This window comes from Ruegeria sp. I3 (assembly GCF_056532525.1).
In genome coordinates this window covers 298,128-317,881 of sequence record NZ_JBQFNI010000001.1, presented here as the reverse complement: position 1 = coordinate 317,881, position 19,754 = coordinate 298,128, and the positions used below count along the sequence as shown (strand labels likewise).

At 59.8% G+C, this 19,754-nt stretch carries 28 protein-coding genes; 9 read left to right on the top strand and 19 right to left on the bottom strand.

The window, feature by feature from the left end; genetic code table 11:
• Positions 1-158 precede the first annotated feature (158 nt).
• The 12 genes from ACR0L9_RS01725 to folK all read right to left on the bottom strand — a co-directional run bounded on the left by ACR0L9_RS01725 (position 159) and on the right by folK (position 9,294).
• On the bottom strand, positions 159-671 hold the full coding sequence (locus ACR0L9_RS01725) for an N-acetyltransferase family protein (protein WP_480894498.1): 513 nt from the start codon (positions 669-671) through the stop codon (positions 159-161).
• A gap of 19 nt (positions 672-690) precedes the next feature.
• The gene (gene rnc, locus ACR0L9_RS01720; RefSeq protein WP_170392611.1) at positions 691-1,368 is read right to left on the bottom strand and encodes a ribonuclease III; all 678 of its coding nucleotides are present in this window, start codon (positions 1,366-1,368) and stop codon (positions 691-693) included.
• The gene (lepB, locus tag ACR0L9_RS01715; protein WP_170636241.1) at positions 1,365-2,204 is read right to left on the bottom strand and encodes a signal peptidase I; all 840 of its coding nucleotides are present in this window, start codon (positions 2,202-2,204) and stop codon (positions 1,365-1,367) included. The genes rnc and lepB overlap by 4 nt, the downstream gene beginning before the upstream one ends.
• 59 nt (positions 2,205-2,263) lie before the next feature.
• Positions 2,264-2,683, bottom strand: coding sequence for a holo-ACP synthase (acpS, locus tag ACR0L9_RS01710; RefSeq protein ID WP_170392613.1), 420 nt, complete (start codon positions 2,681-2,683; stop codon positions 2,264-2,266).
• A gap of 1 nt (position 2,684) precedes the next feature.
• On the bottom strand, positions 2,685-3,662 hold the full coding sequence (locus ACR0L9_RS01705) for an NADPH:quinone reductase (RefSeq protein ID WP_480894496.1): 978 nt from the start codon (positions 3,660-3,662) through the stop codon (positions 2,685-2,687).
• A 27-nt stretch (positions 3,663-3,689) separates the two neighbouring features.
• Positions 3,690-4,016 carry a Dabb family protein gene (locus ACR0L9_RS01700; RefSeq protein WP_170636242.1) on the bottom strand — a complete coding sequence of 109 codons (327 nt, stop codon included), beginning with the start codon at positions 4,014-4,016 and terminating at the stop codon, positions 3,690-3,692.
• 16 nt (positions 4,017-4,032) lie between these two features.
• Positions 4,033-4,656: a LysE family translocator gene (locus ACR0L9_RS01695; RefSeq protein WP_170425202.1), complete on the bottom strand. Its 624-nt coding sequence runs from the start codon at positions 4,654-4,656 to the stop codon at positions 4,033-4,035.
• Positions 4,653-5,399 carry a pyridoxine 5'-phosphate synthase gene (locus tag ACR0L9_RS01690; RefSeq protein WP_170392617.1) on the bottom strand — a complete coding sequence of 249 codons (747 nt, stop codon included), beginning with the start codon at positions 5,397-5,399 and terminating at the stop codon, positions 4,653-4,655. Before ACR0L9_RS01690 ends, ACR0L9_RS01695 begins: the two co-directional genes overlap by 4 nt.
• Complete coding sequence (locus ACR0L9_RS01685) at positions 5,392-6,090, bottom strand: DUF2062 domain-containing protein (RefSeq protein ID WP_480894494.1); 699 nt, start codon at positions 6,088-6,090, stop codon at positions 5,392-5,394. The genes ACR0L9_RS01690 and ACR0L9_RS01685 overlap by 8 nt, the downstream gene beginning before the upstream one ends.
• A 16-nt stretch (positions 6,091-6,106) precedes the next feature.
• Positions 6,107-8,239 (bottom strand): RelA/SpoT family protein, encoded by a 2,133-nt coding sequence (locus ACR0L9_RS01680; RefSeq protein WP_170392619.1) that lies wholly within the window; start codon positions 8,237-8,239, stop codon positions 6,107-6,109.
• A gap of 25 nt (positions 8,240-8,264) precedes the next feature.
• The gene (gene rpoZ, locus ACR0L9_RS01675) at positions 8,265-8,618 is read right to left on the bottom strand and encodes a DNA-directed RNA polymerase subunit omega (protein WP_010437681.1); all 354 of its coding nucleotides are present in this window, start codon (positions 8,616-8,618) and stop codon (positions 8,265-8,267) included.
• A 94-nt stretch (positions 8,619-8,712) separates the two neighbouring features.
• Entirely contained in the window at positions 8,713-9,294 is a 582-nt protein-coding gene (gene folK, locus ACR0L9_RS01670; RefSeq protein WP_480894492.1) for a 2-amino-4-hydroxy-6-hydroxymethyldihydropteridine diphosphokinase, read from the bottom strand.
• A 126-nt stretch (positions 9,295-9,420) separates the two neighbouring features.
• On the opposite strand from folK, the gene ACR0L9_RS01665 reads away from it, so the two are divergent.
• The 7 genes from ACR0L9_RS01665 to ACR0L9_RS01635 all read left to right on the top strand — a co-directional run bounded on the left by ACR0L9_RS01665 (position 9,421) and on the right by ACR0L9_RS01635 (position 13,886).
• The gene (locus ACR0L9_RS01665) at positions 9,421-9,996 is read left to right on the top strand and encodes a LabA-like NYN domain-containing protein (protein WP_039541714.1); all 576 of its coding nucleotides are present in this window, start codon (positions 9,421-9,423) and stop codon (positions 9,994-9,996) included.
• Between the two features lie 202 nt (positions 9,997-10,198).
• Entirely contained in the window at positions 10,199-11,149 is a 951-nt protein-coding gene (gene ispH, locus ACR0L9_RS01660; protein WP_170392621.1) for a 4-hydroxy-3-methylbut-2-enyl diphosphate reductase, read from the top strand.
• A complete protein-coding gene (locus ACR0L9_RS01655) occupies positions 11,146-11,598 on the top strand; it encodes a DUF3429 domain-containing protein (protein ID WP_170818863.1) in 453 nt (150 codons plus the stop codon). Before ispH ends, ACR0L9_RS01655 begins: the two co-directional genes overlap by 4 nt.
• Complete coding sequence (locus ACR0L9_RS01650; protein ID WP_170565069.1) at positions 11,595-12,182, top strand: class I SAM-dependent methyltransferase; 588 nt, start codon at positions 11,595-11,597, stop codon at positions 12,180-12,182. The genes ACR0L9_RS01655 and ACR0L9_RS01650 overlap by 4 nt, the downstream gene beginning before the upstream one ends.
• Positions 12,175-12,642 carry a ribonuclease HI gene (rnhA, locus tag ACR0L9_RS01645; protein WP_480894490.1) on the top strand — a complete coding sequence of 156 codons (468 nt, stop codon included), beginning with the start codon at positions 12,175-12,177 and terminating at the stop codon, positions 12,640-12,642. The genes ACR0L9_RS01650 and rnhA overlap by 8 nt, the downstream gene beginning before the upstream one ends.
• Positions 12,639-13,262, top strand: a complete 624-nt coding sequence (locus ACR0L9_RS01640) for a trimeric intracellular cation channel family protein (RefSeq protein WP_170392625.1) — start codon at positions 12,639-12,641, stop codon at positions 13,260-13,262. Before rnhA ends, ACR0L9_RS01640 begins: the two co-directional genes overlap by 4 nt.
• 24 nt (positions 13,263-13,286) lie before the next feature.
• Complete coding sequence (locus ACR0L9_RS01635; RefSeq protein WP_170392626.1) at positions 13,287-13,886, top strand: COG3904 family protein; 600 nt, start codon at positions 13,287-13,289, stop codon at positions 13,884-13,886.
• On the opposite strand, the gene speB is transcribed toward ACR0L9_RS01635, so the two are convergent.
• The 6 genes from speB to def (ACR0L9_RS01605) form a co-directional block, all read right to left on the bottom strand.
• Positions 13,883-14,704 (bottom strand): agmatinase, encoded by an 822-nt coding sequence (speB, locus tag ACR0L9_RS01630; RefSeq protein WP_480894488.1) that lies wholly within the window; start codon positions 14,702-14,704, stop codon positions 13,883-13,885. The two genes, ACR0L9_RS01635 and speB, sit on opposite strands and share 4 nt — an antisense overlap.
• 62 nt (positions 14,705-14,766) lie before the next feature.
• Positions 14,767-15,003 (bottom strand): GlsB/YeaQ/YmgE family stress response membrane protein, encoded by a 237-nt coding sequence (locus ACR0L9_RS01625; protein WP_480894486.1) that lies wholly within the window; start codon positions 15,001-15,003, stop codon positions 14,767-14,769.
• A gap of 1 nt (position 15,004) precedes the next feature.
• Positions 15,005-15,241, bottom strand: a complete 237-nt coding sequence (locus ACR0L9_RS01620; RefSeq protein ID WP_170392629.1) for a hypothetical protein — start codon at positions 15,239-15,241, stop codon at positions 15,005-15,007.
• 6 nt (positions 15,242-15,247) lie between these two features.
• On the bottom strand, positions 15,248-16,162 hold the full coding sequence (gene fmt / locus ACR0L9_RS01615; protein WP_480894484.1) for a methionyl-tRNA formyltransferase: 915 nt from the start codon (positions 16,160-16,162) through the stop codon (positions 15,248-15,250).
• A gap of 23 nt (positions 16,163-16,185) precedes the next feature.
• Positions 16,186-16,680, bottom strand: coding sequence for a peptide deformylase (gene def / locus ACR0L9_RS01610; RefSeq protein WP_170402334.1), 495 nt, complete (start codon positions 16,678-16,680; stop codon positions 16,186-16,188).
• Positions 16,677-17,195 (bottom strand): peptide deformylase, encoded by a 519-nt coding sequence (gene def / locus ACR0L9_RS01605; protein WP_170392632.1) that lies wholly within the window; start codon positions 17,193-17,195, stop codon positions 16,677-16,679. Before def (ACR0L9_RS01605) ends, def (ACR0L9_RS01610) begins: the two co-directional genes overlap by 4 nt.
• Positions 17,196-17,289: 94 nt before the next feature.
• Between def (ACR0L9_RS01605) and ACR0L9_RS01600 the strand changes: the two genes are divergently transcribed.
• Both ACR0L9_RS01600 and ACR0L9_RS01595 read left to right on the top strand, forming a co-directional pair.
• A complete protein-coding gene (locus ACR0L9_RS01600; RefSeq protein WP_170513414.1) occupies positions 17,290-18,462 on the top strand; it encodes a MalY/PatB family protein in 1,173 nt (390 codons plus the stop codon).
• A gap of 30 nt (positions 18,463-18,492) precedes the next feature.
• A complete protein-coding gene (locus ACR0L9_RS01595) occupies positions 18,493-19,191 on the top strand; it encodes a fumarylacetoacetate hydrolase family protein (protein WP_170609756.1) in 699 nt (232 codons plus the stop codon).
• A 90-nt stretch (positions 19,192-19,281) separates the two neighbouring features.
• Here ACR0L9_RS01595 and ACR0L9_RS01590 read toward each other — a convergent pair whose 3' ends face one another.
• Positions 19,282-19,635 (bottom strand): hypothetical protein, encoded by a 354-nt coding sequence (locus ACR0L9_RS01590; RefSeq protein ID WP_170513411.1) that lies wholly within the window; start codon positions 19,633-19,635, stop codon positions 19,282-19,284.
• Positions 19,636-19,754: the final 119 nt, after the last annotated feature.

Sequence of the window (19,754 nt, the reverse complement as noted above, 5' to 3'; positions counted from 1 at the left end):
ATCCTGTTTGCAAGTGCGCACCCCTATAGCAGAATGCGCGGACGGGCCAGAGGGATTTGTCGCATTGCGGATATCAGTGAGCGAAGGCCAGTCTGCGGCCCATAGGGCGACGCTGCCCGGTCGACCGGTGCCGGCAATGGCAGGGCTTGATCGCGCGATCAGGTTGTAGTGTTCAACGCCAGAACTTGGTTCGGATAGGCTTGGTCCCCGATCCGAAAATCTGTGACTCCGACCTGCCGGAACCCTTTGGCTAGATAGAAGTCGATTGCGGGCGTGTTCTCGGAATTGGTTGTCAGCCAAATCGACGGGCGCCCTTTTTCACGCATGGAGTCAATCGCGATGTCGAGCAGCGCTGAGCCGATGCCTTTACCTTGATGGCGGTGCTGGACATAGAACGTCACGATTTCTAGGTCAGAAAGCCCGTCCACAGGTGCGATGCGATTTTCCGCAAGCCGAATATATCCGTCGATCCCGTCTTCGTTTTCGGAAACCATCAAGAGGTCTTGGCCGTCCTCCAATATGGCTTCGAACCGGGCGGTCGTGAACTCGGACAGTGCGAACTCGGCAAAGAAGGCGTTCACACCACGCTTTAGATATGTTCCGATCCAGACCTCAATCGACAAGGCGGCGAGGCTGGCGGCATCGGATTTCTGGGCGGGTCTGATCTTCATGATCTGGCCGCAAAACGGATCAAGACAACTGTTCCAACAACGCCTTTGCCGCTGCCTGTTCGGCCTGTCGCTTGGAGCCTGCGGTGGCCTGAGCTTCGGTACCATTCTGCAGACGAGCGGCGATCGTGAAGATCGGGGCATGGTCAGGGCCGGTGCGTTTGACCTCGACATAGCTGGGTGGTTTCTGGCCGCGGGCCTGTGCCCATTCCTGCAGGGCGGTTTTTGCATCGCGGGCGTCGGCCTCGACCTTGTGGATGCGATCGCCCCAGAGGGCGAGGATCACGTCTCGGGCAGCCTCGAACCCTGCGTCGCGGTAGATGGCCGCGATGACCGCCTCCATCGCGTCGCCCAGCAAGGCCTGCTTGCGACGACCTCCGGACAGCATCTCGGACCGGCCCAGTTTCAGCACCGCACCCAGATCAATCTGGCGGGCCACATCGGCGCAGGCTTCCTTGCGCACCAGCGCGTTGAAACGGGGGGCCAGTTGGCCTTCGGAAGCTTTCTTGTCGGCCTCAAGCAAAGCAGTGGCCATGACGAGGCCCAGGACGCGGTCGCCCAAAAATTCAAGACGCTGATTGTCGGGGCGCGTGGCAGAAGACACCGAGCCGTGGGTCAGCGCGCGCACCAGCAGTTCAGGGTCGGAAAACTCATACCCCAAGCGCTGCTGGAACGCCTTTATCTCAGCCGATAGCTTCAATTGACCGCCTTGAAGAAGCGGTCACCGCGCCATGTCCAGAAGAACAGCATCGAGCGACCTGCGGAGGAGAACATGATCCGGTCGGCGCGACCGATCAGGTTTTCGTAAGGTACATAGCCCACGCCACCAGCGGATTGCGGTAAGCGGCTGTCGGCCGAGTTGTCGCGGTTGTCGCCCATGAAGAAATAGTGGCCCTCGGGTACAGTATAGACCCCGGTATTGTCCGATCCCTGATTGCCGATGTTCAGCACGTCGTAGGAAACGCCATTTGGCAAGGTCTCGATCAGGCGGTTCTTTTCGCAAACACCGCCGATCCCGACGGGACCGTTGGAACAGCGCGGGCGCAGGCCTTGTGGGCCCTGCGGTTCAGCAACTTCGGTGAACACACCGTCGGGTTGCTGCGGCACAGGAGTGTCGTTGAGGATGATTTGGCCTCCACGAATCTGGATACGATCACCCGGCAGGCCGATCAGTCGCTTGATATAGTCGCGCCCTGTCACCGGATGGCGGAAGACGATGACATCGCCCCGCTCGGGATCGCCACCCAGCAGACGGGAGTTGTCATCACCCTGCATCCAACCGCACACATCCTCGGCATCGATGTTCAGGCCGACGCTGGGGATGATCAGGCTGGGGCAGGACGCGTAGGAATAGCCATAGGCCATCTTATTGACGAAGAGGAAATCACCGATCAGCAGCGTCTGCTTCATGGAGCCTGAGGGAATCCAGAACGGCTGAAAGAAAAGCGTGCGGAAAACGCCCGCGATCAGCAGGGCGTAGACGATGGTTTTGATCGTCTCCCAGACGGCGTTTCCGGATTTGGCTTCCTCGGCCATACTGCTCTCTCCAGTCTATGCGTGGTTGGGGTGCTACATGCGGGTCAGTTGGGGGCAAGTCAAGGCTGCGCGGGCGCTTCTTGAAGCGGGCGGGCCTCGATCACCACAAAGGCCTGCGCCCAGGGATGATCATCGGTCAGGGTGACGTGGATGATCGCCTCGTGGCCTTCGGGAGTCATTTCTTTCAGACGCTCTGCGGCCCAGCCGGTGACATGCATAACGGGCTGGCCGGTGCGCAGGTTGGTCACCGCCATGTCCTTCCACGCGATCCCCATCCGCAGGCCGGTGCCTAACGCCTTCGAGCACGCCTCTTTCGCGGCCCAGCGTTTGGCGTAGGTGCCCGCAGTATCGGCGCGACGCTCAGCCTTGCGCTGTTCGGTTTCAGTGAAGACACGGTTACGGAAGCGGTCGCCGAACCGGTCGAGCGTGCCCTGAATGCGATCAATATTTGCGAGGTCGGTGCCGATGCCGAGGATCATGTCAGACCTCCAACACAACGGTCCCGAGCTTTTGCCCCGCCTCGACCATTGCGTGTGCATTTGCCGCATCCATCAGCCCTCCGCCGGGGACGACGGCGTGCGACAGTGCGCCTTGTTCCAGCCACTGGCCCAACTGCGCCTCGCCACGACGGCGGGCCGCGGCGTCGAGTTGGTAGACGATCAGCATATGCAGGCGGATGTTCTTGAACATGAAGCCATAGAAATCCAGTTCGGGCTTCATTTGCGAAGCCGAGGCATAGCTGGCGATGGTGCCACCGGGGCGGATCATAGAAAGGGAAGCGGGTTGGTTGGCTGCGAAATCAACCTCGACAATGCGGTCTATGCCTGCGCCGTTGGTCATGTCCATCGCCGCCTCGGCCACGTCTTGCGTGCGGTAGTTGATCCATTCGGACGCGCCGGAATGGGCGGCTTTTTCATCTGAACTGACCGTTGTGATAACGCGTGCGCCGCCCAGTGCGGCCATCTGGCAGGCGTAGCGCCCGACCGTTCCCGCACCGCCGGTCACAAGCACGGTCTGGTCGGTGATCGGTCCGTCACGATAGAGCGCGCACCATGCAGTCAAGGCGGGGATACCAAAACACGCGCCCTCGGCGAAGCCGGTCGTATCTGGAAGGAATACGGCCTGTTCGGAAGGTAGTGCGATGTATTCGGCCCCAGTGCCAAAAGCGCGTTGCCATTGGCCGTTCCAGATCCAGACACGTTCGCCGACGCGCGCGGGATCGACCCCTTCGCCTACGGCCTCAATCACTCCGGCCCCGTCCGAGTGGGGAACAACCATCGGGTATTGCATCACAGCGCCAGGGCGCGCGCCGCCGCGCAGCTTGACGTCTGAGGGGTTGATGCCGCTGGCATGGACCCGGACAAGAACGTCGCCTGGGCCGGGGTTGGGCGTGGGCAGGTCGACCAACTCAAGGACATCCGCCGCCGCACCAAATCCGCGATAGGTGATTGCTTTCATGACAGTCCCTCGTCTCCTATTGGTCAGCTATTGGTCAGCCGCGTCGGGCGTTTCCAGATCGAACACCAAGACGCCCTCGGCCCCATCCACGCACAGCGCGACAAGCCGTGCGCCAAGTTGCTGGTGGGTTTCGTCACTGGCATAGCGCTGTAGGTCGGCCTGAGCCGCGAAATCCAGCGTGAAGCCGTAGGGATAGCTTGGGGATTTTGCCTCAAAATCGCGGTTGGGGCCGTGGATGAAGCCACCGCAGCCAGACAAACGGTCTGCGACCGCGCCCAGCCCATCCATCACAGCTGCAAGCTCTGCAGTGTCGTGATCGGGCTTGAGTCGCAGCATCACGCAATGTCGGATCATCCTTGCACCTCAGAGGTCATGACAGGCGCACCGTGAGGATCTTGTAGCTGGCCACGCCAAAGAAACCCGCGAAGGCAAAATCAAACCAGCGGCGGGCGCGGCGATAGGCGTTGACCATGCGCGCAGACGAAAACAGGAAGGCGTAGCCGATGAAGATCAGCAGTGAACCCGCATAAAGCATGGCGAAATAACCCAGCAGCATAGCAAGGCTGGCGTCATTTGGCGCAACTATGGCGTAGATCGAGCCCCAGCTGAGGATCGCCTTGGGGTTGGTCAGGTGGATCGCCGCACCTTTGGCAAATATCGTACCCAATGAGCCGGTGACCGGATTGCCCAGCGCCACTTCATCCGAAGTCAGCGCGCGACGTAGCGCCTTGAGCGCCAGCCAGCCCAGATAAGCGACGCCGATATAGCGGATCACCTCGAACACCCAGACATTGGCCAGCATGATCGCCGACAGCCCCAGTGCGGCGGCGATGCCCCACGCGGCGGACCCGGCGCAGATGCCCAGCGCAAAGGCCAGACCGGCGGTGCGGCCTTCGTTCATGGCGGTTCCGGCGATGCCCATGGTGGCAGGGCCCGGAGAGCCCCCAGCCATGAGCCATGCAAACCAGATCGCCACAAAGCCGGGTGTGATCATGCCCGCGCCTCGTCCATCAGGCGGCGCATTTCGTGAACCGCAGGGGTGAGGCCCCGGAATATCGCCTCGCCGATCAGGAAGTGGCCGATATTCAGCTCTCGTACTTCAGGGAAGGCCGCCACCGGTTGCACGGTGTCGTAAGTCAGCCCGTGACCCGCATGAACTTCAAGACCCAGCGAATGGGCATAGGCGGACATCTCGCGCAGGGCTTCCAGTTCGCGCGCGGCGTCGTCCAGTTTGCCTTCGGCGTGGAAATCGCAATAGGCACCGGTGTGCAGTTCGATCACCTCAGCCCCGATGCGGTGGGCGGCGTCGATCTGGCGCTGGTCGGCGGCGATGAAGATCGACACGCGGCAGCCCACATCGCGCAAGGGCGCAATGAAATGGGCCAGCTTGTTTTCCTCGCGCGCGACTTCTAACCCGCCCTCGGTTGTGCGTTCCTCGCGCTTTTCGGGAACGATGCAGACGGCGTGCGGCTTGTGGCGCAGGGCGATTTTCTGCATCTCGTCGGTTGCGGCCATCTCGAAGTTCAGCGGCACCGACAGGATCTCCATCAACCCGTCGATATCGGCGTCCGAGATGTGGCGGCGATCTTCGCGCAGATGTGCTGTGATGCCGTCGGCCCCGGCCTCTTCCGCGATCCGGGCGGCGCGTAGTGGGTCGGGATAGGCCCCGCCGCGCGCATTCCGCACGGTGGCTACGTGGTCGATATTCACGCCCAGACGCAAACGGTTGTCAGACATCTTTCGAATCCTTCATTTTCCCTGAGGTCGAGCCTAGTGGTTTTGTCGGGGGAACGTCAGCCTCTGCCTGAGCAAGGCGTTTGATTTGTTCAAACTTCGCTTTGATTCTGGCGCGGCGGCGTTGCTGATAAGTGCGGATAAGCGGCAGGCTAAGATAGGCGCAGATCACTCCGGCCACGATGCCTGGAATGACCCCGCCGATCATATAAGGAAAGAACACATCGTCATAGAACCGGCTAAGCCCGTGCCAGTCCGCCTCGCGATGGGTAAACATGGCGATGCAATTGTCCTTGAGATCGCCCATCGCATCCGCAAATTTCCCCATCAACCCATCGGTATCGTCTTTGCGGAACTTGGTCCCCAGCAGGAAATGCCCGGTTTGCAGGCTGATGACCGCGATCGGCACATAGGTCAGGGGATTGCCAAAGAACGTGCCGCTGAGCGCGGCAAGAATGTTGCCGTTCAGCAGCCGCGCCAGCACGGCGGCGACCAGGAAATGCAAGCCATAGAAAGGCGTGAACGAGGCAAACACCCCTGCCCCGATGCCACGCGCGATGCGTTCCGGGCTGTCAGGCAGGCGCCGAACCCGATGTTTGACATAGTGAAAGGCGCGGGTCCATCCGCCGCGCGGATAGACGAACTCTGACGCGACTTGGACAGGCGAGCGGCGATCTCGGCGCTTGAAAACCACTCGTGATCACCCCTTCTCAGCCAGCCGCAACGGCGGGTTTCGCACTTTCCCGGTACCGTTCGACCGCAGCAACGTCGCTTTCAGCCTCGAGCATCAGCATCAGCGAATGCAGCTGTTCAAGATCGCGAAGTTCGACATTGATCATCAGCCGATAAAAATCCGGTTTGCGGTCGACAAATTCGAGGTTCGAGATATTGGCCTTTTTCTCGCCGATCAATGTGCAAATACGCCCCAGCACCCCGGCATCATTGCCGATGGTCAAATCCAGCGTCGCGCCATAGACGGCGGGGTGGGTGCCCGAATGCCAGTGCAGATCAACCCAGCGCTCGGGTTCATTTTCAAACTCGGTCAGGCGATCGCAGTCGATGGCGTGCACGACAACACCCTTGCCGCGATATGTAATTCCGACGATGCGCTCGCCCGGCAGTGGCTGGCAACAGGGGGCACGATCGAATTTCTGGCCCGGTTCAAGCCCGATCACAGCGCGACGGGGCGAGATCGCGTCGCCATCATCCTTGGTGAGTTCGGGATATACCGCTTCGACCACCTCATGGGCGGTCAACTCGGCACTGCCCAGACGGGCCAGCAACTCGTCCCGATCTTTTAAACGCAGGTGTTTGGCCGCGGTTTCCAGCGCCTTGTCGGTGGCTTTGCGGCCCAGGTTTTCGAACCCGGCGCGGGCCAGTTCCTTACCCAGCTTGATGAAGCGTTCCCGGTCGACCTCGCGCAAGGCGCGGCGGATCGAGGTGCGGGCTTTGCCGGTAACTGCGATCTCAAGCCAAGTGACCTGCGGGCTCTGGCCATCGGCGGTGATGATGTCCACCGACTGCCCGTTCTTGAGCCGGGTCCAAAGCGGCACACGAATGCCATCGACCTTGGCCCCCACGCAGGCATGACCAATGCGGGTATGGATTGCGTAAGCAAAATCAATCGGCGTCGCCCCACGCGGCAGTTTCACCACATCGCCCTTGGGGGTGAAGCAGAACACCTGGTCCGAATACATCTCGAGCTTCACAGCTTCGAGGAAATCCTCATGATCATCCTCACTGTCGAATTGCTCGGTCAGGTTTGCGATCCACTTTGCCGGGTCGACCGCAAAGGGGTTTTCGGACCGCACACCGTCGCGATAGGACCAGTGCGCTGCAACACCGGTTTCGGCCACATCGTGCATCTGACGGGTGCGGATCTGGACCTCGACCCGTTTGCCGTCGCGCCCCGAAACTGTTGTGTGGATCGAGCGATAACCGTTCGATTTCGGTTGGCTGATATAGTCCTTGAATCGCCCTGGCACCGCGCGCCAGCGCTGGTGGATGGCACCGAGTGTGCGGTAACAGTCTTCCTCGGTCTGGGTGATGATGCGGAACCCGTAGATGTCGGACAAACGTGAGAAACCCTGATCCTTTTCCTGCATCTTGCGCCAGATCGAATAGGGTTTCTTGGCGCGACCAAAGACTTCGGCTTCAATGCCCGCCTTTTCCAATTCGTGCCGCATGTCGCCGGTAATGCGATGGATCACGTCGCCGGTTTCGCGTTGCAGAGTGATAAAGCGGCGGATGATCGACTGGCGGCCTTCGGGGTTCAGGACGCGGAAGGCAAGGTCTTCGAGTTCCTCGCGCATCCATTGCATCCCCATGCGGCCCGCAAGCGGCGCGTAAATATCCATTGTCTCACGCGCTTTTTGCACCTGCTTTTCAGGGCGCATCGCCTTGATCGTGCGCATGTTGTGCAGGCGGTCGGCGAGTTTGACCAGAATAACCCGAAGGTCCTTGGACATGGCCATGAACAGCTTGCGGAAATTCTCGGCCTGTTTGGTCTCACGGCTGGACAGCTGCAGGTTGGTCAGCTTGGTGACGCCATCGACCAACTTGGCGACCTCATCCCCGAACAGTTCGGTAACCTTGCCATAACTGGCTTTGGTGTCTTCGATCGTGTCGTGCAACAGGGCCGTTATAATGGTCGCATCATCCAGACGTTGTTCGGTCAGGATGGCGGCAACGGCAACGGGATGAGAGAAATAGGGCTCGCCGGAATGGCGGAACTGGCCTTCATGCATCTGTTGGCCAAATTCATAGGCCCTTTCGATGCGGTCGGCATTTGTCTTGGGATTGTAATTGCGGACCAGCGCAATCAGGTCTTCTTCTGAAATCATCCGGTCCGCACCTTTGTCGCTTGGGTTACCCCTGGCCCTGGGCCTCCATCAGAGCGCGCAGGAGCTTTTCTTCCGACATGTCGTCATCCGCAGGCTTGTCGGATTCCGCACCCATCAGCAGGGCCATCTGATCTTCTTCGGGCTCATCAACCTCGATCTGGGTCTGGTTGGCTTCGATCAGACGCTCGCGCAGCTCATCAGCGCTTTGGGTTTCGTCGGCGATTTCGCGTAGCGAGACGACAGGGTTCTTGTCGTTATCGCGGTCAACGGTGATCGGGCCACCAGCAGAAATCTCGCGCGCCCGGTGGGCTGCAAGCATCACCAGTTCGAACCGGTTCGGGACCTTGTCTACACAATCTTCGACCGTAACGCGGGCCATGGGGCGCTCTCCGTAAATGAATCCGTGGCAGGAAGGGGTTTATCTAAGCGCGAATCCCCGCCTTGACAAGCAAGAAATGCCGCAAATGCGAGGATCACAGAGGCTTGACCTCTGCCACCTCATCGGGCGGCAAGGCTGCAACCATCTGCGTCACTGTCCGGTCCAGAATGGGATGGCGCCAATCGGGGGCGACATCCATCATGGGAACAAGCACAAAAGCGCGGTCCTGCAAGCGCGGATGGGGCAGGATAAGGTGTTCCGGCGCAGATTTGGTCTGATCTTCGGGGGGAAGGGTCAGCCAGCGCTGGTATTCGGCGTCATCCGGCAGAACAAGTTCATCCCAACAGACCAGATCGAGGTCCAGAGTGCGCATGCCCCAACGCTGTTCACGGGCGCGCTCAAAAACATGTTCGATGCGGTGCAGCAGGTCCAGAACACCCTGTGGCGTGAGGTCCGATTCGATCAAAACCGCGGCGTTGACATAGTCCGGCCCTGCCCCTGCCGGAAAGCATGGGGTGGCAAAAAACCGGCTTATCTTGCGAATCACCAAGCCAGCCTCGGCCATCGCGATCAGCGACCGCTCAAGTGTCACCTTGGGCCCACAACCTCTCAGACTGAGATTTGCCCCTAGGGCAATGACCGCTTTTGACAAGGTTTTGTCCACTTCAGACCCCATATTCGGACCAGAGAATACTTGCGATAAAGCCTAAAACACCTATTTTAAGGACACCATTGCACTGACCTATTACTTTATCACTCACGGAGCTCACGGTGCGGTGGCTTATACCGGAAGGACCATTTTATGTTTTACAAGGACGAACGGCTAGCGCTGTTCATCGACGGCTCGAATCTTTATGCAGCCGCCAAAGCACTAGGGTTTGACATCGACTACAAGTTGCTGCGTCAGGAATTTATGCGCAGAGGCAAACTGCTTAGAGCTTTCTACTACACAGCGCTACTGGAAAATGACGAGTATTCCCCGATCCGGCCTCTGGTGGACTGGCTGCACTATAATGGCTTCACCATGGTCACCAAACCGGCCAAGGAATACACCGACAGCATGGGGCGGCGGAAGGTCAAGGGAAACATGGATATCGAGCTTACCGTCGATGCCATGGAACTGGCACCACGCGTTGATCATATCGTACTGTTTTCGGGCGATGGGGATTTCCGCCCGCTGATCGCAAGCCTGCAACGGCAGGGCGTACGTGTTTCCGTTGTTTCGACCATCCGTAGCCAGCCGCCGATGATTTCGGACGAACTGCGCCGCCAGGCCGATAACTTCATCGAGTTGGAGGATCTGCGCGACGTGATCGGCCGCCCTCCGCGCGAGATGCCGACTGAACCCCGCAGCGTCGCAGCTGCAGGCGGGCACTGACCCCACCAAACCCCACCACTCACCAATGGGGGTTGGCAAGAATATGCGCGGCCAGGGCCAGAAGCCCTGGCCGCGCGACTTTAAAGGTATAGGTGCTGAAAACACCCTTGTGCTAACAGCGATTCATGTCAGTGAAATGACGCAGTGCTGTCTGGACCATGGCAATGAAAAGACCTAGGTGTTCGGTCCAGGAGATCGCCGAATGACAAAGCCGCCGCTGACATTATATCTGGCCGCCCCGCGCGGGTTCTGCGCCGGTGTGGACCGTGCCATCAAGATTGTGGAAATGGCCCTTCAAAAATGGGGGGCGCCTGTCTATGTGCGCCATGAGATTGTTCACAACAAATTCGTCGTCGACGGTCTGCGCGCCAAGGGTGCCGTGTTTGTCGAGGAGCTGGACGAATGCCCTGATGATCGCCCGGTGATCTTCTCGGCCCACGGTGTGCCAAAATCGGTGCCCGCCACAGCAGCCCAGCGCGAGATGATATATGTCGACGCCACCTGCCCGCTTGTATCCAAGGTGCATGTCGAAGCGCAGCGCCACGCGGATGCCGGGCTGCAGATGATCATGATTGGTCACAAGGGCCATCCCGAAACAATCGGCACCATGGGACAGCTGCCCGATGGCGAGGTGCTGCTGGTTGAAACGGTAGAAGATGTGGCGCAGGTCGCTGTGCGTAACCCCGAAAAGCTGGCCTTTGTCACCCAGACAACCCTATCGGTGGATGACACCAAGGACATTATTGCCGCGCTTGAGGCCCGCTTCCCCGCCATCGTCGGGCCGCACAAGGAAGACATTTGTTATGCCACCACCAACCGGCAGGAAGCGGTGAAAGCCGTCGCTCCGAAAGCCGATGCCTTGCTGGTGGTGGGTGCGCCGAACTCATCGAATTCACGTCGTCTGGTCGAGGTCGCCTCGCGCGCCGGATGCAGTTATGCGCAGCTGGTGCAGCGCGCGACCGAGATCGACTGGCGTGCGCTGGAAGGAATTTCCAGCATTGCGGTTAGCGCCGGGGCATCCGCGCCCGAAGTGCTGGTGAACGAGGTGATCGATGCATTCCGCGACCACTACGATGTCACCGTCGAGCTGGTCGAAACCGCTGTCGAGAATGTCGAGTTCAAAGTTCCCCGCGTATTGCGGGAACCAGCATGAGCGGCATCCCCCGCGCGCCGTTATTCCTTGGTTTGGCTGGGCTGATCCCGTTTGTCTGGGGCGCGCTGACTTATCTGAACGGTGATTTGAACGATTGGGGTCGGCAGACGCTGGGGTCGCGCTTCGTGGGGCCGTATATTCAGCTATTCTATGGCTCGGTGATCCTGAGTTTCATGTCGGGCGTGCTGTGGGGCTTCGCCACCAAAACCTCAGGCAGCAAAGCTGCGGCCTGTTACACTTTGTCGGTGTTGCCTGCACTTTGGGCATTTTTCACGACCGGCGGCGGTCCGGTGAATGCGGGCACCAACCTGATGTATGGGTTTGCGGGCTTGCTTTTGCTGGACGCCATGTTCTCATATTGGCGGTTGACCCCGGTCTGGTGGATGCGGCTGCGCGTCCTGCTAACCGCTGTCGTGCTGACCTGTCTTGCTGTGGGAATTTACCTGTGAGTGATGAACGGACTATCAAGGCCTACACGGATCGCGTTGCGGATTACCTAAGGATCCCCCTGCCCGCCGAGCAGCTAGAGGCGCGTCAGGCTTTTGTAGATGCGGTCCGCGAGGGTGGATATGTGCTGGATCTGGGCTCGGGTCCCGGATCAGACAGCGCGTTTTTGATGCGGCAAGGGCTGAAGGTACGGGCGCTGGATGCCACCCCTGCCTTTGTTGAACATGCGCGGAGCAACGGTGTTGACGCCCACCTTGGCACCTTCGATGACGTCACCGAGGTGGCAGAGTATGACGGCGTCTATGCCAGTTTCTGCCTGCTGCACGCCCCGCGCGCCGATTTCCCGCGTCATCTGAACGCGATCCACACCGCACTGAAGCCGGGCGGGCAGCTGTTTCTAGGAATGAAGCTGGGCACGGGCGAGCATCGCGATGATTTGGACCGTTACTATACCTATTATTCAGAGACCCAGATCAAGGACGCCCTGACCTCGGCAGGTTTCACCATTGATCGTACCATGCAGGGAATGGGGAAAGGTTTGGCCGGGTCTTACGACGGATTCATTCTGGTATTCGCTCATGCCTGATCTCTTTGCCTATACCGATGGTGCCTGTTCCGGAAATCCCGGCCCCGGCGGCTGGGGCGTACTGCTGCGCGCGATGGATGGCGAGACCATCCTGAAAGAACGCGAGCTGAGCGGAGGCGAAGCCGAGACAACCAACAACCGGATGGAACTGCTGGCTGCAATCAGTGCTTTGGAGACGCTGGAGCGGCCCTCGGAACTGACTATCGTCACCGACAGCGCTTATGTGAAGAACGGCGTTACGGGATGGATTTTCGGGTGGAAGCGGAACGGCTGGAAGACGTCGAACAAGAAGCCGGTCAAAAATGTCGATCTGTGGCAGCGGCTGGATGAGGCGCAAGAGCGGCATCAGGTGACATGGGAATGGGTCAAGGGTCATGCGGGCCATCCCGAAAATGAACGCGCGGATGAGTTGGCACGCGCCGGCATGGCCCCGTTCAAACCTAAGAAGGCGCAGGCGTGAGCGGGCTTGCCCTGCTGGATTACGCCTCGGTTTTGGTCTTTGCGCTGACCGGTGCGCTGGTGGCCAGCCGAGCGCAGCTTGATCTGGTCGGGTTTGCCTTCATCGCCTGTCTGACGGCAGTGGGCGGTGGTACCGTACGCGACTTGCTGCTGGACCGACATCCGATCTTCTGGGTCGGTCAGCCCGCCTATATCCTGATCGCTTGCGGCGCTGCGGTGCTGGTATTTTTTACCGCTCACCTAGTGGAAAGCCGGTATAATTGGCTGGTCTGGTTGGACAGTTTCGCCCTGTCCATCGCGGTCGCTGCTGGCACGGGTGCAGCGTTGTCACTGGATCAATCCGGTATCATCGTAGTGCTGATGGGGGTGACCACGGGCTGTTTGGGCGGCTTGATGCGTGACGTGGTGTGCAACGAGGTGCCGCTGGTACTGAAACAAGGTGAGCTTTACGTATCCTGCGCCTTTATCGGAGCCTTGACCGCTGTGTTTGCCACCCGCCTCGGGCTGGAAGGCCTGCTGGCATTGGGCTTATGTGCATTGATTTGCTGGGCGTTGCGCGCCGGATCTCTGCTGTTCGGTTGGCAGTTGCCGGTTTACAAGGCCCGACCGCCTCGGCAATAGGGTAGAAACGGACAAGAGATCGCGATGACCTACAGACTTTCGTTTCTGGCCACGGCACTGCTGCTAACGGCATGTGCAGAGCAATACGCCCCGGTCAGCTTCACGGCAGTGGGCAATCAGATCGTCGCGTCCGGAACGATCGACCATACAACGCTCAGCGCGTTTGAAGAAGTGATGGACGAGAACCCCGAAATTAAGACGCTGGTGCTGCAAAATATCGAAGGTTCGGTCGATGATGACTCGAATGTGGTCTTCAGTCGCGTAGTGCGTGAGGAAGGGTTCGACACGGTGGTTCCGTCAAACGGGCTGGTGGCCTCGGGCGGCACCGATTTGTTTCTAGCGGGTAACCGACGCGTGCTGGAACCCGGCGCCTGCGTGGGGGTCCACAGCTGGGGCGGCGGCGGCTATGTCGCTGCGGAGCTACCCGAAGATCACCCCGAGCATGACCGGTATTTGAACTATTTCGAAGATATCGGCGTCGATCCCGACTTCTACTGGTTCACGCTGGATGCAGCATCCGAGGAAGAGATGCACTGGATGACGGCGTCCGAGGCGAACCGGTTCGACATGACTACACGGTCCGCCCCTCGCCTTGGCACTGCCGCAATCTGCGACGAACGTTAGCGACTGAGCAGCCGCGCGCCGATTTCCTTGACGAATTTCGCCGCCACCATGGCGGTCATGCCATAGGGGTCGCGGTGCGGGTTCAACTCGACAATATCCGCGCCGACCAGCTGCCCTTTGAAGCGATGGATCAGGTCGATCACCTCGCGCGTGCTGAGACCGCCAGGTTCGTGATGTGAAACGCCGGGGGCAAAGGCTGGATCCAGCGCATCGAGGTCCAGCGACAGATAGACCGGGCCGTCAAAGCTGATCTCAAGATCGGGGCTCCAGTTGCGCATGTCGATCACCTCGACCCCGAACTTGTCGGCCTGTTCCTGTTGGTGCTTGTTCATGGTGCGGATCCCGACCTGCACCAGACGGTTGATCTTGCCTGTCTCCATCACGCGGGCAAACGGGCAGCCATGGCCCAGCGGGCCGATCTGCTGACTGTCATAGAGGTCGGGATGTGAGTCGATATGCAGAATATTCAGCCCCTCATACCGGTCGGCATGCGCCTTGATCAGCGGAAAGGCCACCGAGTGATCACCGCCCAATGACAGCAGCCGTGCGCCGGTTTCAATCCGGGCGGCGGCCCCTGCCTCGATCCGGTCGATGGGTTCCTGCCCCATCATCTCGAACACATCCAGATCGCCGGTGTCTTTGAAACGGTCGGCTGCGCCCAGATCAGTGCCATCCTCGGCGGTCAGGTTGGCCGCGCCGGAATGCAACGCCTCGCGGATGCGACCCGGGGCAAAGGCGGGGCCTTGCAGGAATGAGGAATGCAGGTCCAACGGCACGCCCATCAGCGCGACGTCTCCGGCGGTCAGATCATGCGACATGAGAGGCCTTTCAACAAAGAATTGACGGGACATTGGTCGCAGATCACGGTCGGGTCAAGCGATCAGCGGCGGATATATGTCTGCCAAATCCATATCCCCAAAAGCGCGCCCAGAACGGCGCCGATAAACCCTGAGAGCCATCCCATCACGGTGATGAGCGTGCGTAGGACCAAACCGCCTACCAAACCGCCGACAATGCCGATCAGCATGGTGGTTGGAATATCGGCCTCGATCCGCATTAGGCGGGTGGCGAGGAAACCTGCAGCGGCTCCGACGATGATCAGGGCGATGATCGGCATATCATTTCCTCCAATGCGTGGGCACGATGATCAGCGCACCGATCGAGGACAGCACCGCGTCCAACCCCGGCGGGCCAAAGCTGATGCCGAACATGATGCGCACGAAATAGAACAGGAAAGCACCACCCACGCAGATGATGATCGACTGCAGATAGCCGTTATGGGTAAAGCCAGTCTGTTCAGACAGATAGCCTACGATCCCGGCAATCACGACCGTGCCCATCATGATCATGATCATGTACGCCTACTCCGATGACAGGCGGGTCCCGGCCGGCATGGGCCATCCCCGCAGAAAAGTTTCCCTATCCTGCGCGCCCTTGCCTGCCCGTTGCAAGCGCAGCAACTCAACTGCGCCTTCGCCGCAAGCCACGCGCAGGTGGTCGTCCAGCATCTCGCCCGGAGTGCCCCGTCCTTCGGCCAGCCGCGAAGCCAGTAGTTTGATCCGATTACCCTCGACCTCGGTCCATGCGCCGGGGAACGGGGAGAGACCGCGGATTTTTCTATCGACTTCGGACGCGGGGGCCGACCAGTCGATACGTGCCTCGGATTTGTCGATCTTGGCGGCGTAGGTCACGCCCTCATCGGGCTGCGGGTCAGGTGTAAGGCTGTGCAGTTTGGCCAGAGCCTCAACAATCAGAGCCGCGCCCATATCCGACAGGCGGTCATGGAGTTGCGCCGTGGTTTCCTCAATCCCGATCTCGGTGGCTTCGCGCAGCAGAACGGGACCGGTATCCAGCCCGGCCTCCATCTGCATGATACAAACACCGGTTTGCACATCGCCTGCCATGATCGCGCGGTGTATAGGCGCGGCCCCACGCCAGCGCGGCAACAGGCTGGCGTGAATGTTCAGGCAGCCATGGGTTGGCGCGTCCAGAATAGGTTGTGGCAGGATCAGGCCATAGGCGACGACCACCGCGATATCGGCGTTCAGCGCGGCAAAGCTGGCCTGTTCTTCGGGCGATTTCAGCGAGGTCGGATGGCGAACGTCTAAGCCCAGCGCCAAGGCACGCGCGTGCACCGGGGTTGGACGGTCTTTTTTACCGCGACCGGCGGGGCGTGGCGGTTGGCAATAGACGGCGGCGATTTCGTGCCCGGCACGGACCAGCGCATCCAGCACCGGCACCGAGAAATCTGGCGTTCCCATGAAGATGATACGCATCCGTCCCTCCGTAGGATGGGGTTTCACCCCATCTTCTGTGCTTTGCGCAGCAGCATGTCGCGTTTGACCTTGCTGAGCCGGTCGAAATACATCCGCCCGTTCAGGTGGTCGATCTGATGCTGCACGCTGGTGGCCTCGATGCCGACAAAATCGCGGCGGTCGATCTGGCCCTGTTCGTTGAGAAATTTCACGGTCACTGCGCGCGGTCGCTTCACCTTGGCGGACACGCCGGGCAAGTTCGGGCTGGCCTCGTCATGTTCACGCAGCTCAACCGAGCTGTGCAGAATCTCGGGGTTGGCCAGTCGCACAGCTTTGCCTCGCTGGGTCGAGCCATCCACGACAGCCAGCCGCAGCATCACTCCGATCTGCGGCGCAGCGAGGCCAACACCCGGCATCGCCTCCATCGTATCGATCATATCGTCCCAGATGGTGCGGATGTCGTCGGTGATTTCCGTGACATCCTCGGCCTTGGTGCGCAGGCGCTTGTCGGGCCACGGCAGGCAGGTCCGCACCGTCATGTACGGGCCTTTTCGCGCTTGAGCTTCTGCATTTTGCGCGTGATCATCTGACGCTTGAGCGGTTTGAGATAGTCGATGAAGAGCTTACCGTTCAGATGGTCGATCTCATGCTGCACACAAGTCGCCCAGAGATCATCAAAGGTTTCCTGCTGCAGATTACCGTCACGGTCCAGCCAGGTGACATCAACCGTCTTCGGGCGCGTGACTTCGGCATATTGCTCAGGGATCGACAGGCAGCCTTCTTCGTAAACGTTGGTCTCGTCCGAGGACGCGATGACCTCGGGGTTGAACATCACCAGTGGGCGTGGGGCCTCGCCTTCTTCTTTGACGCAGTCCACCACGATCAGCCGGTCGAGCACACCGATCTGCGGCGCAGCAAGGCCAATGCCGGGCGCGTCATACATCGTCTCCAGCATGTCATCGGCCAGTTTGCGCAGATCGTCGGTGATGTCGGCCACCGGCGCGCAGACCTTTTTCAGGCGGGGATCGGGATGGATCAGGATATTGCGTTTCATGGGGCTGATTTAGGCCATCGCGCCCGCCTCCGCAACGGCCCCCTTGCACCTTATGGATTTGTGGTTAGCTTTCGCCTCGACAGATGGAGATGACATGACTTTCAACGACCTGATCGACCGCCGGGGCACCAACTCTTCAAAATGGGACAAGATGGAGCAGCTTTACGGTGTCGCCCCCGAGGATGGGCTGGCCATGTGGACGGCTGATTCCGACTATGCCACGGCCCCTTGCGTGATCGAGGCGGTGCGGGAAGCGGCCGATCATGGCGCGTTTGGATATTCATGGATGCACCCGGATTATCTGAATGCAATCCAGTGGTGGATGAAGACACGCCACAACTGGGAGATCGACACCGATTGGATTCTGACCTCGCAAGGGTTGGGCAATGCGATTGCCCTGTGTCTGGATGTTTGGAGTGAACCGGGAGATGGCGTCGTGATCTTCACGCCCGTCTACCATGAGTTTGCCCATAAGGTGAACAAATCCGGCCGCCGCGTGGTGGAATGCCCGCTGGTACGCGATGGCGACAGCTATGGGCTTGATCTGGACGATGCGCAGTCGCGGTTGGACGGATCAGAAAAGCTGCTGCTGTGGTGCTCGCCGCAGAACCCGTCAGGTCGGGTCTGGACGCCGGAAGAACTGCGCGCTGTGGCGGCGTTTGCGGAGCGCAACGGGCTGATCCTTGTGTCGGACGAGATTCACCATGATCTGGTTTATCCGGGCAATACCTTCGTACCGATGGATACGGCCGCCCCCGATGCGCGCCCGTGGACGGTGACACTGACCGCGGCGTCGAAAACATTCAACATCGCCGGGCAGCGTACCGGCAACATGATCATTCCCGATGCCAAGCTGCGGGCCGAGATGCGGCACCGGATCACCACGCTGGACTATGACCCCAGTGCGTTGGGTGTGGCGATGATCACTGCCGCCTATTCGCCGGAAGGTGCAAAATGGGTCGATGAACAAATTGCCCACCTGGACGCGAACCGGAAGCTGTTTGATGCTGCCATCGCCGAGATACCGGGCCTGTGGTCGATGCCTCTGCAGGCGACCTATCTGGCATGGGTCGATTTTTCGGGCACGGGTATGAGCCACGATGAGTTTGTCCGCCGCCTACGCGAAGATGCGCGGATCGCGACATCCTCAGGCCCCGGTTTTGGCACCGGTGGAGAAACCTTCGAGCGCTTCAATCTGGCCACCCAACGCGAGCGGGTTGAAGAAGCCTGTGCGCGATTGAAGACAGCCTTTGGCGATTTACAATGAACCCCGTTCACAAATAATCGGAGGCACGTCATGCCCAACCACCTTTTTACGCTTCCGGACATCCCAAGCATCCCGGTGCAGGGGGAACAGGCGACCTATCCGATCGGGCGGATTTTTTGCGTGGGCCGCAACTATGCCGCCCACGCTGCCGAGATGGGGCATGAGGTGGATCGTCAGGCGCCGTTTTACTTCACCAAATCCGCGCCCAACGCGGTTTTGACCGGAGCGCATGTGCCGTATCCGGCTGGGACTGAGGATTATCATCATGAAATGGAACTGGCCGTTGCCATCGGCAAGCCGGTTTTTCAGGCCACGGCCGCGCAGGCCCAAGCCGCGATCTTTGGCTACGGCTGTGCCTTGGACATGACGCGCCGCGACTTGCAGATTCGTGAGCGCAACAAGCAGCGCCCCTGGGATCTGGGCAAGGATGTGGAAAACGGCGCGGTCTTCGCTCCGCTGACCCGCGCCGATGACTGGAGCCCATCTGATGACAAGCGCATCTATCTGAGCGTCAATGAGCGGGTCGTACAAGACGCCACATTGTCAGAGCTGGTCTGGAAGATCGATGAACTGATCTCCCATCTATCGGGTTTCTACCATTTGCGCCCCGGCGATCTGATCCTGACCGGCACACCCGCCGGGGTCGGGCCTGTGGTCGCCGGAGACCGAATTGAAGGCGGCATCGATGGTTTGGCTCCTGTGCACCTGACCCTGACGGCCTCCGACTAAACCGTCCGGCCTGATACCGAGAATCTCGTGGCACCATTGCCGCCCGAGCGCCGGTGGCGCATCGGTGCCAAAGGTCAAACGGTGCGCGCGTCAGTCGCGGTTTTCGAGCAATGCGATCGGTGCATCCGGGGCGCGGTAGAAATCCAGCGGGGCCTTGTCGGCTGCCACGGTGCTGCGCTTGAACTCATAGCGCATCTCACCCACCGCTTCTTCATCTGCGATGATCAGGCACTGATACATGTGATTGGCACCGTCATAGATATCGACGAGCCCACGCAGGCGTGGCGTGGTTTCGGCCTCGACGGTGAAACCATCCTTCCACAATGTCAAAATTTTGAAGCTATTGTCGCCAACCTCCACCCGCAAACGGCTGGATTTCTTGAGGGTAGCGATTCGGGCCGCATCCAATTCGGCGCGAATTTCCTTGGAAACATAGGTACTCATAATAAACTTCCCCCCTTAACACTCATTAGTCTGACGCGATTCCTGTAAAAATCCAGTGAACGGCGTCACATAAGTTTTGGCATTGCGGTTCTGGTGCCCAGACACCGCATCCCACCTGT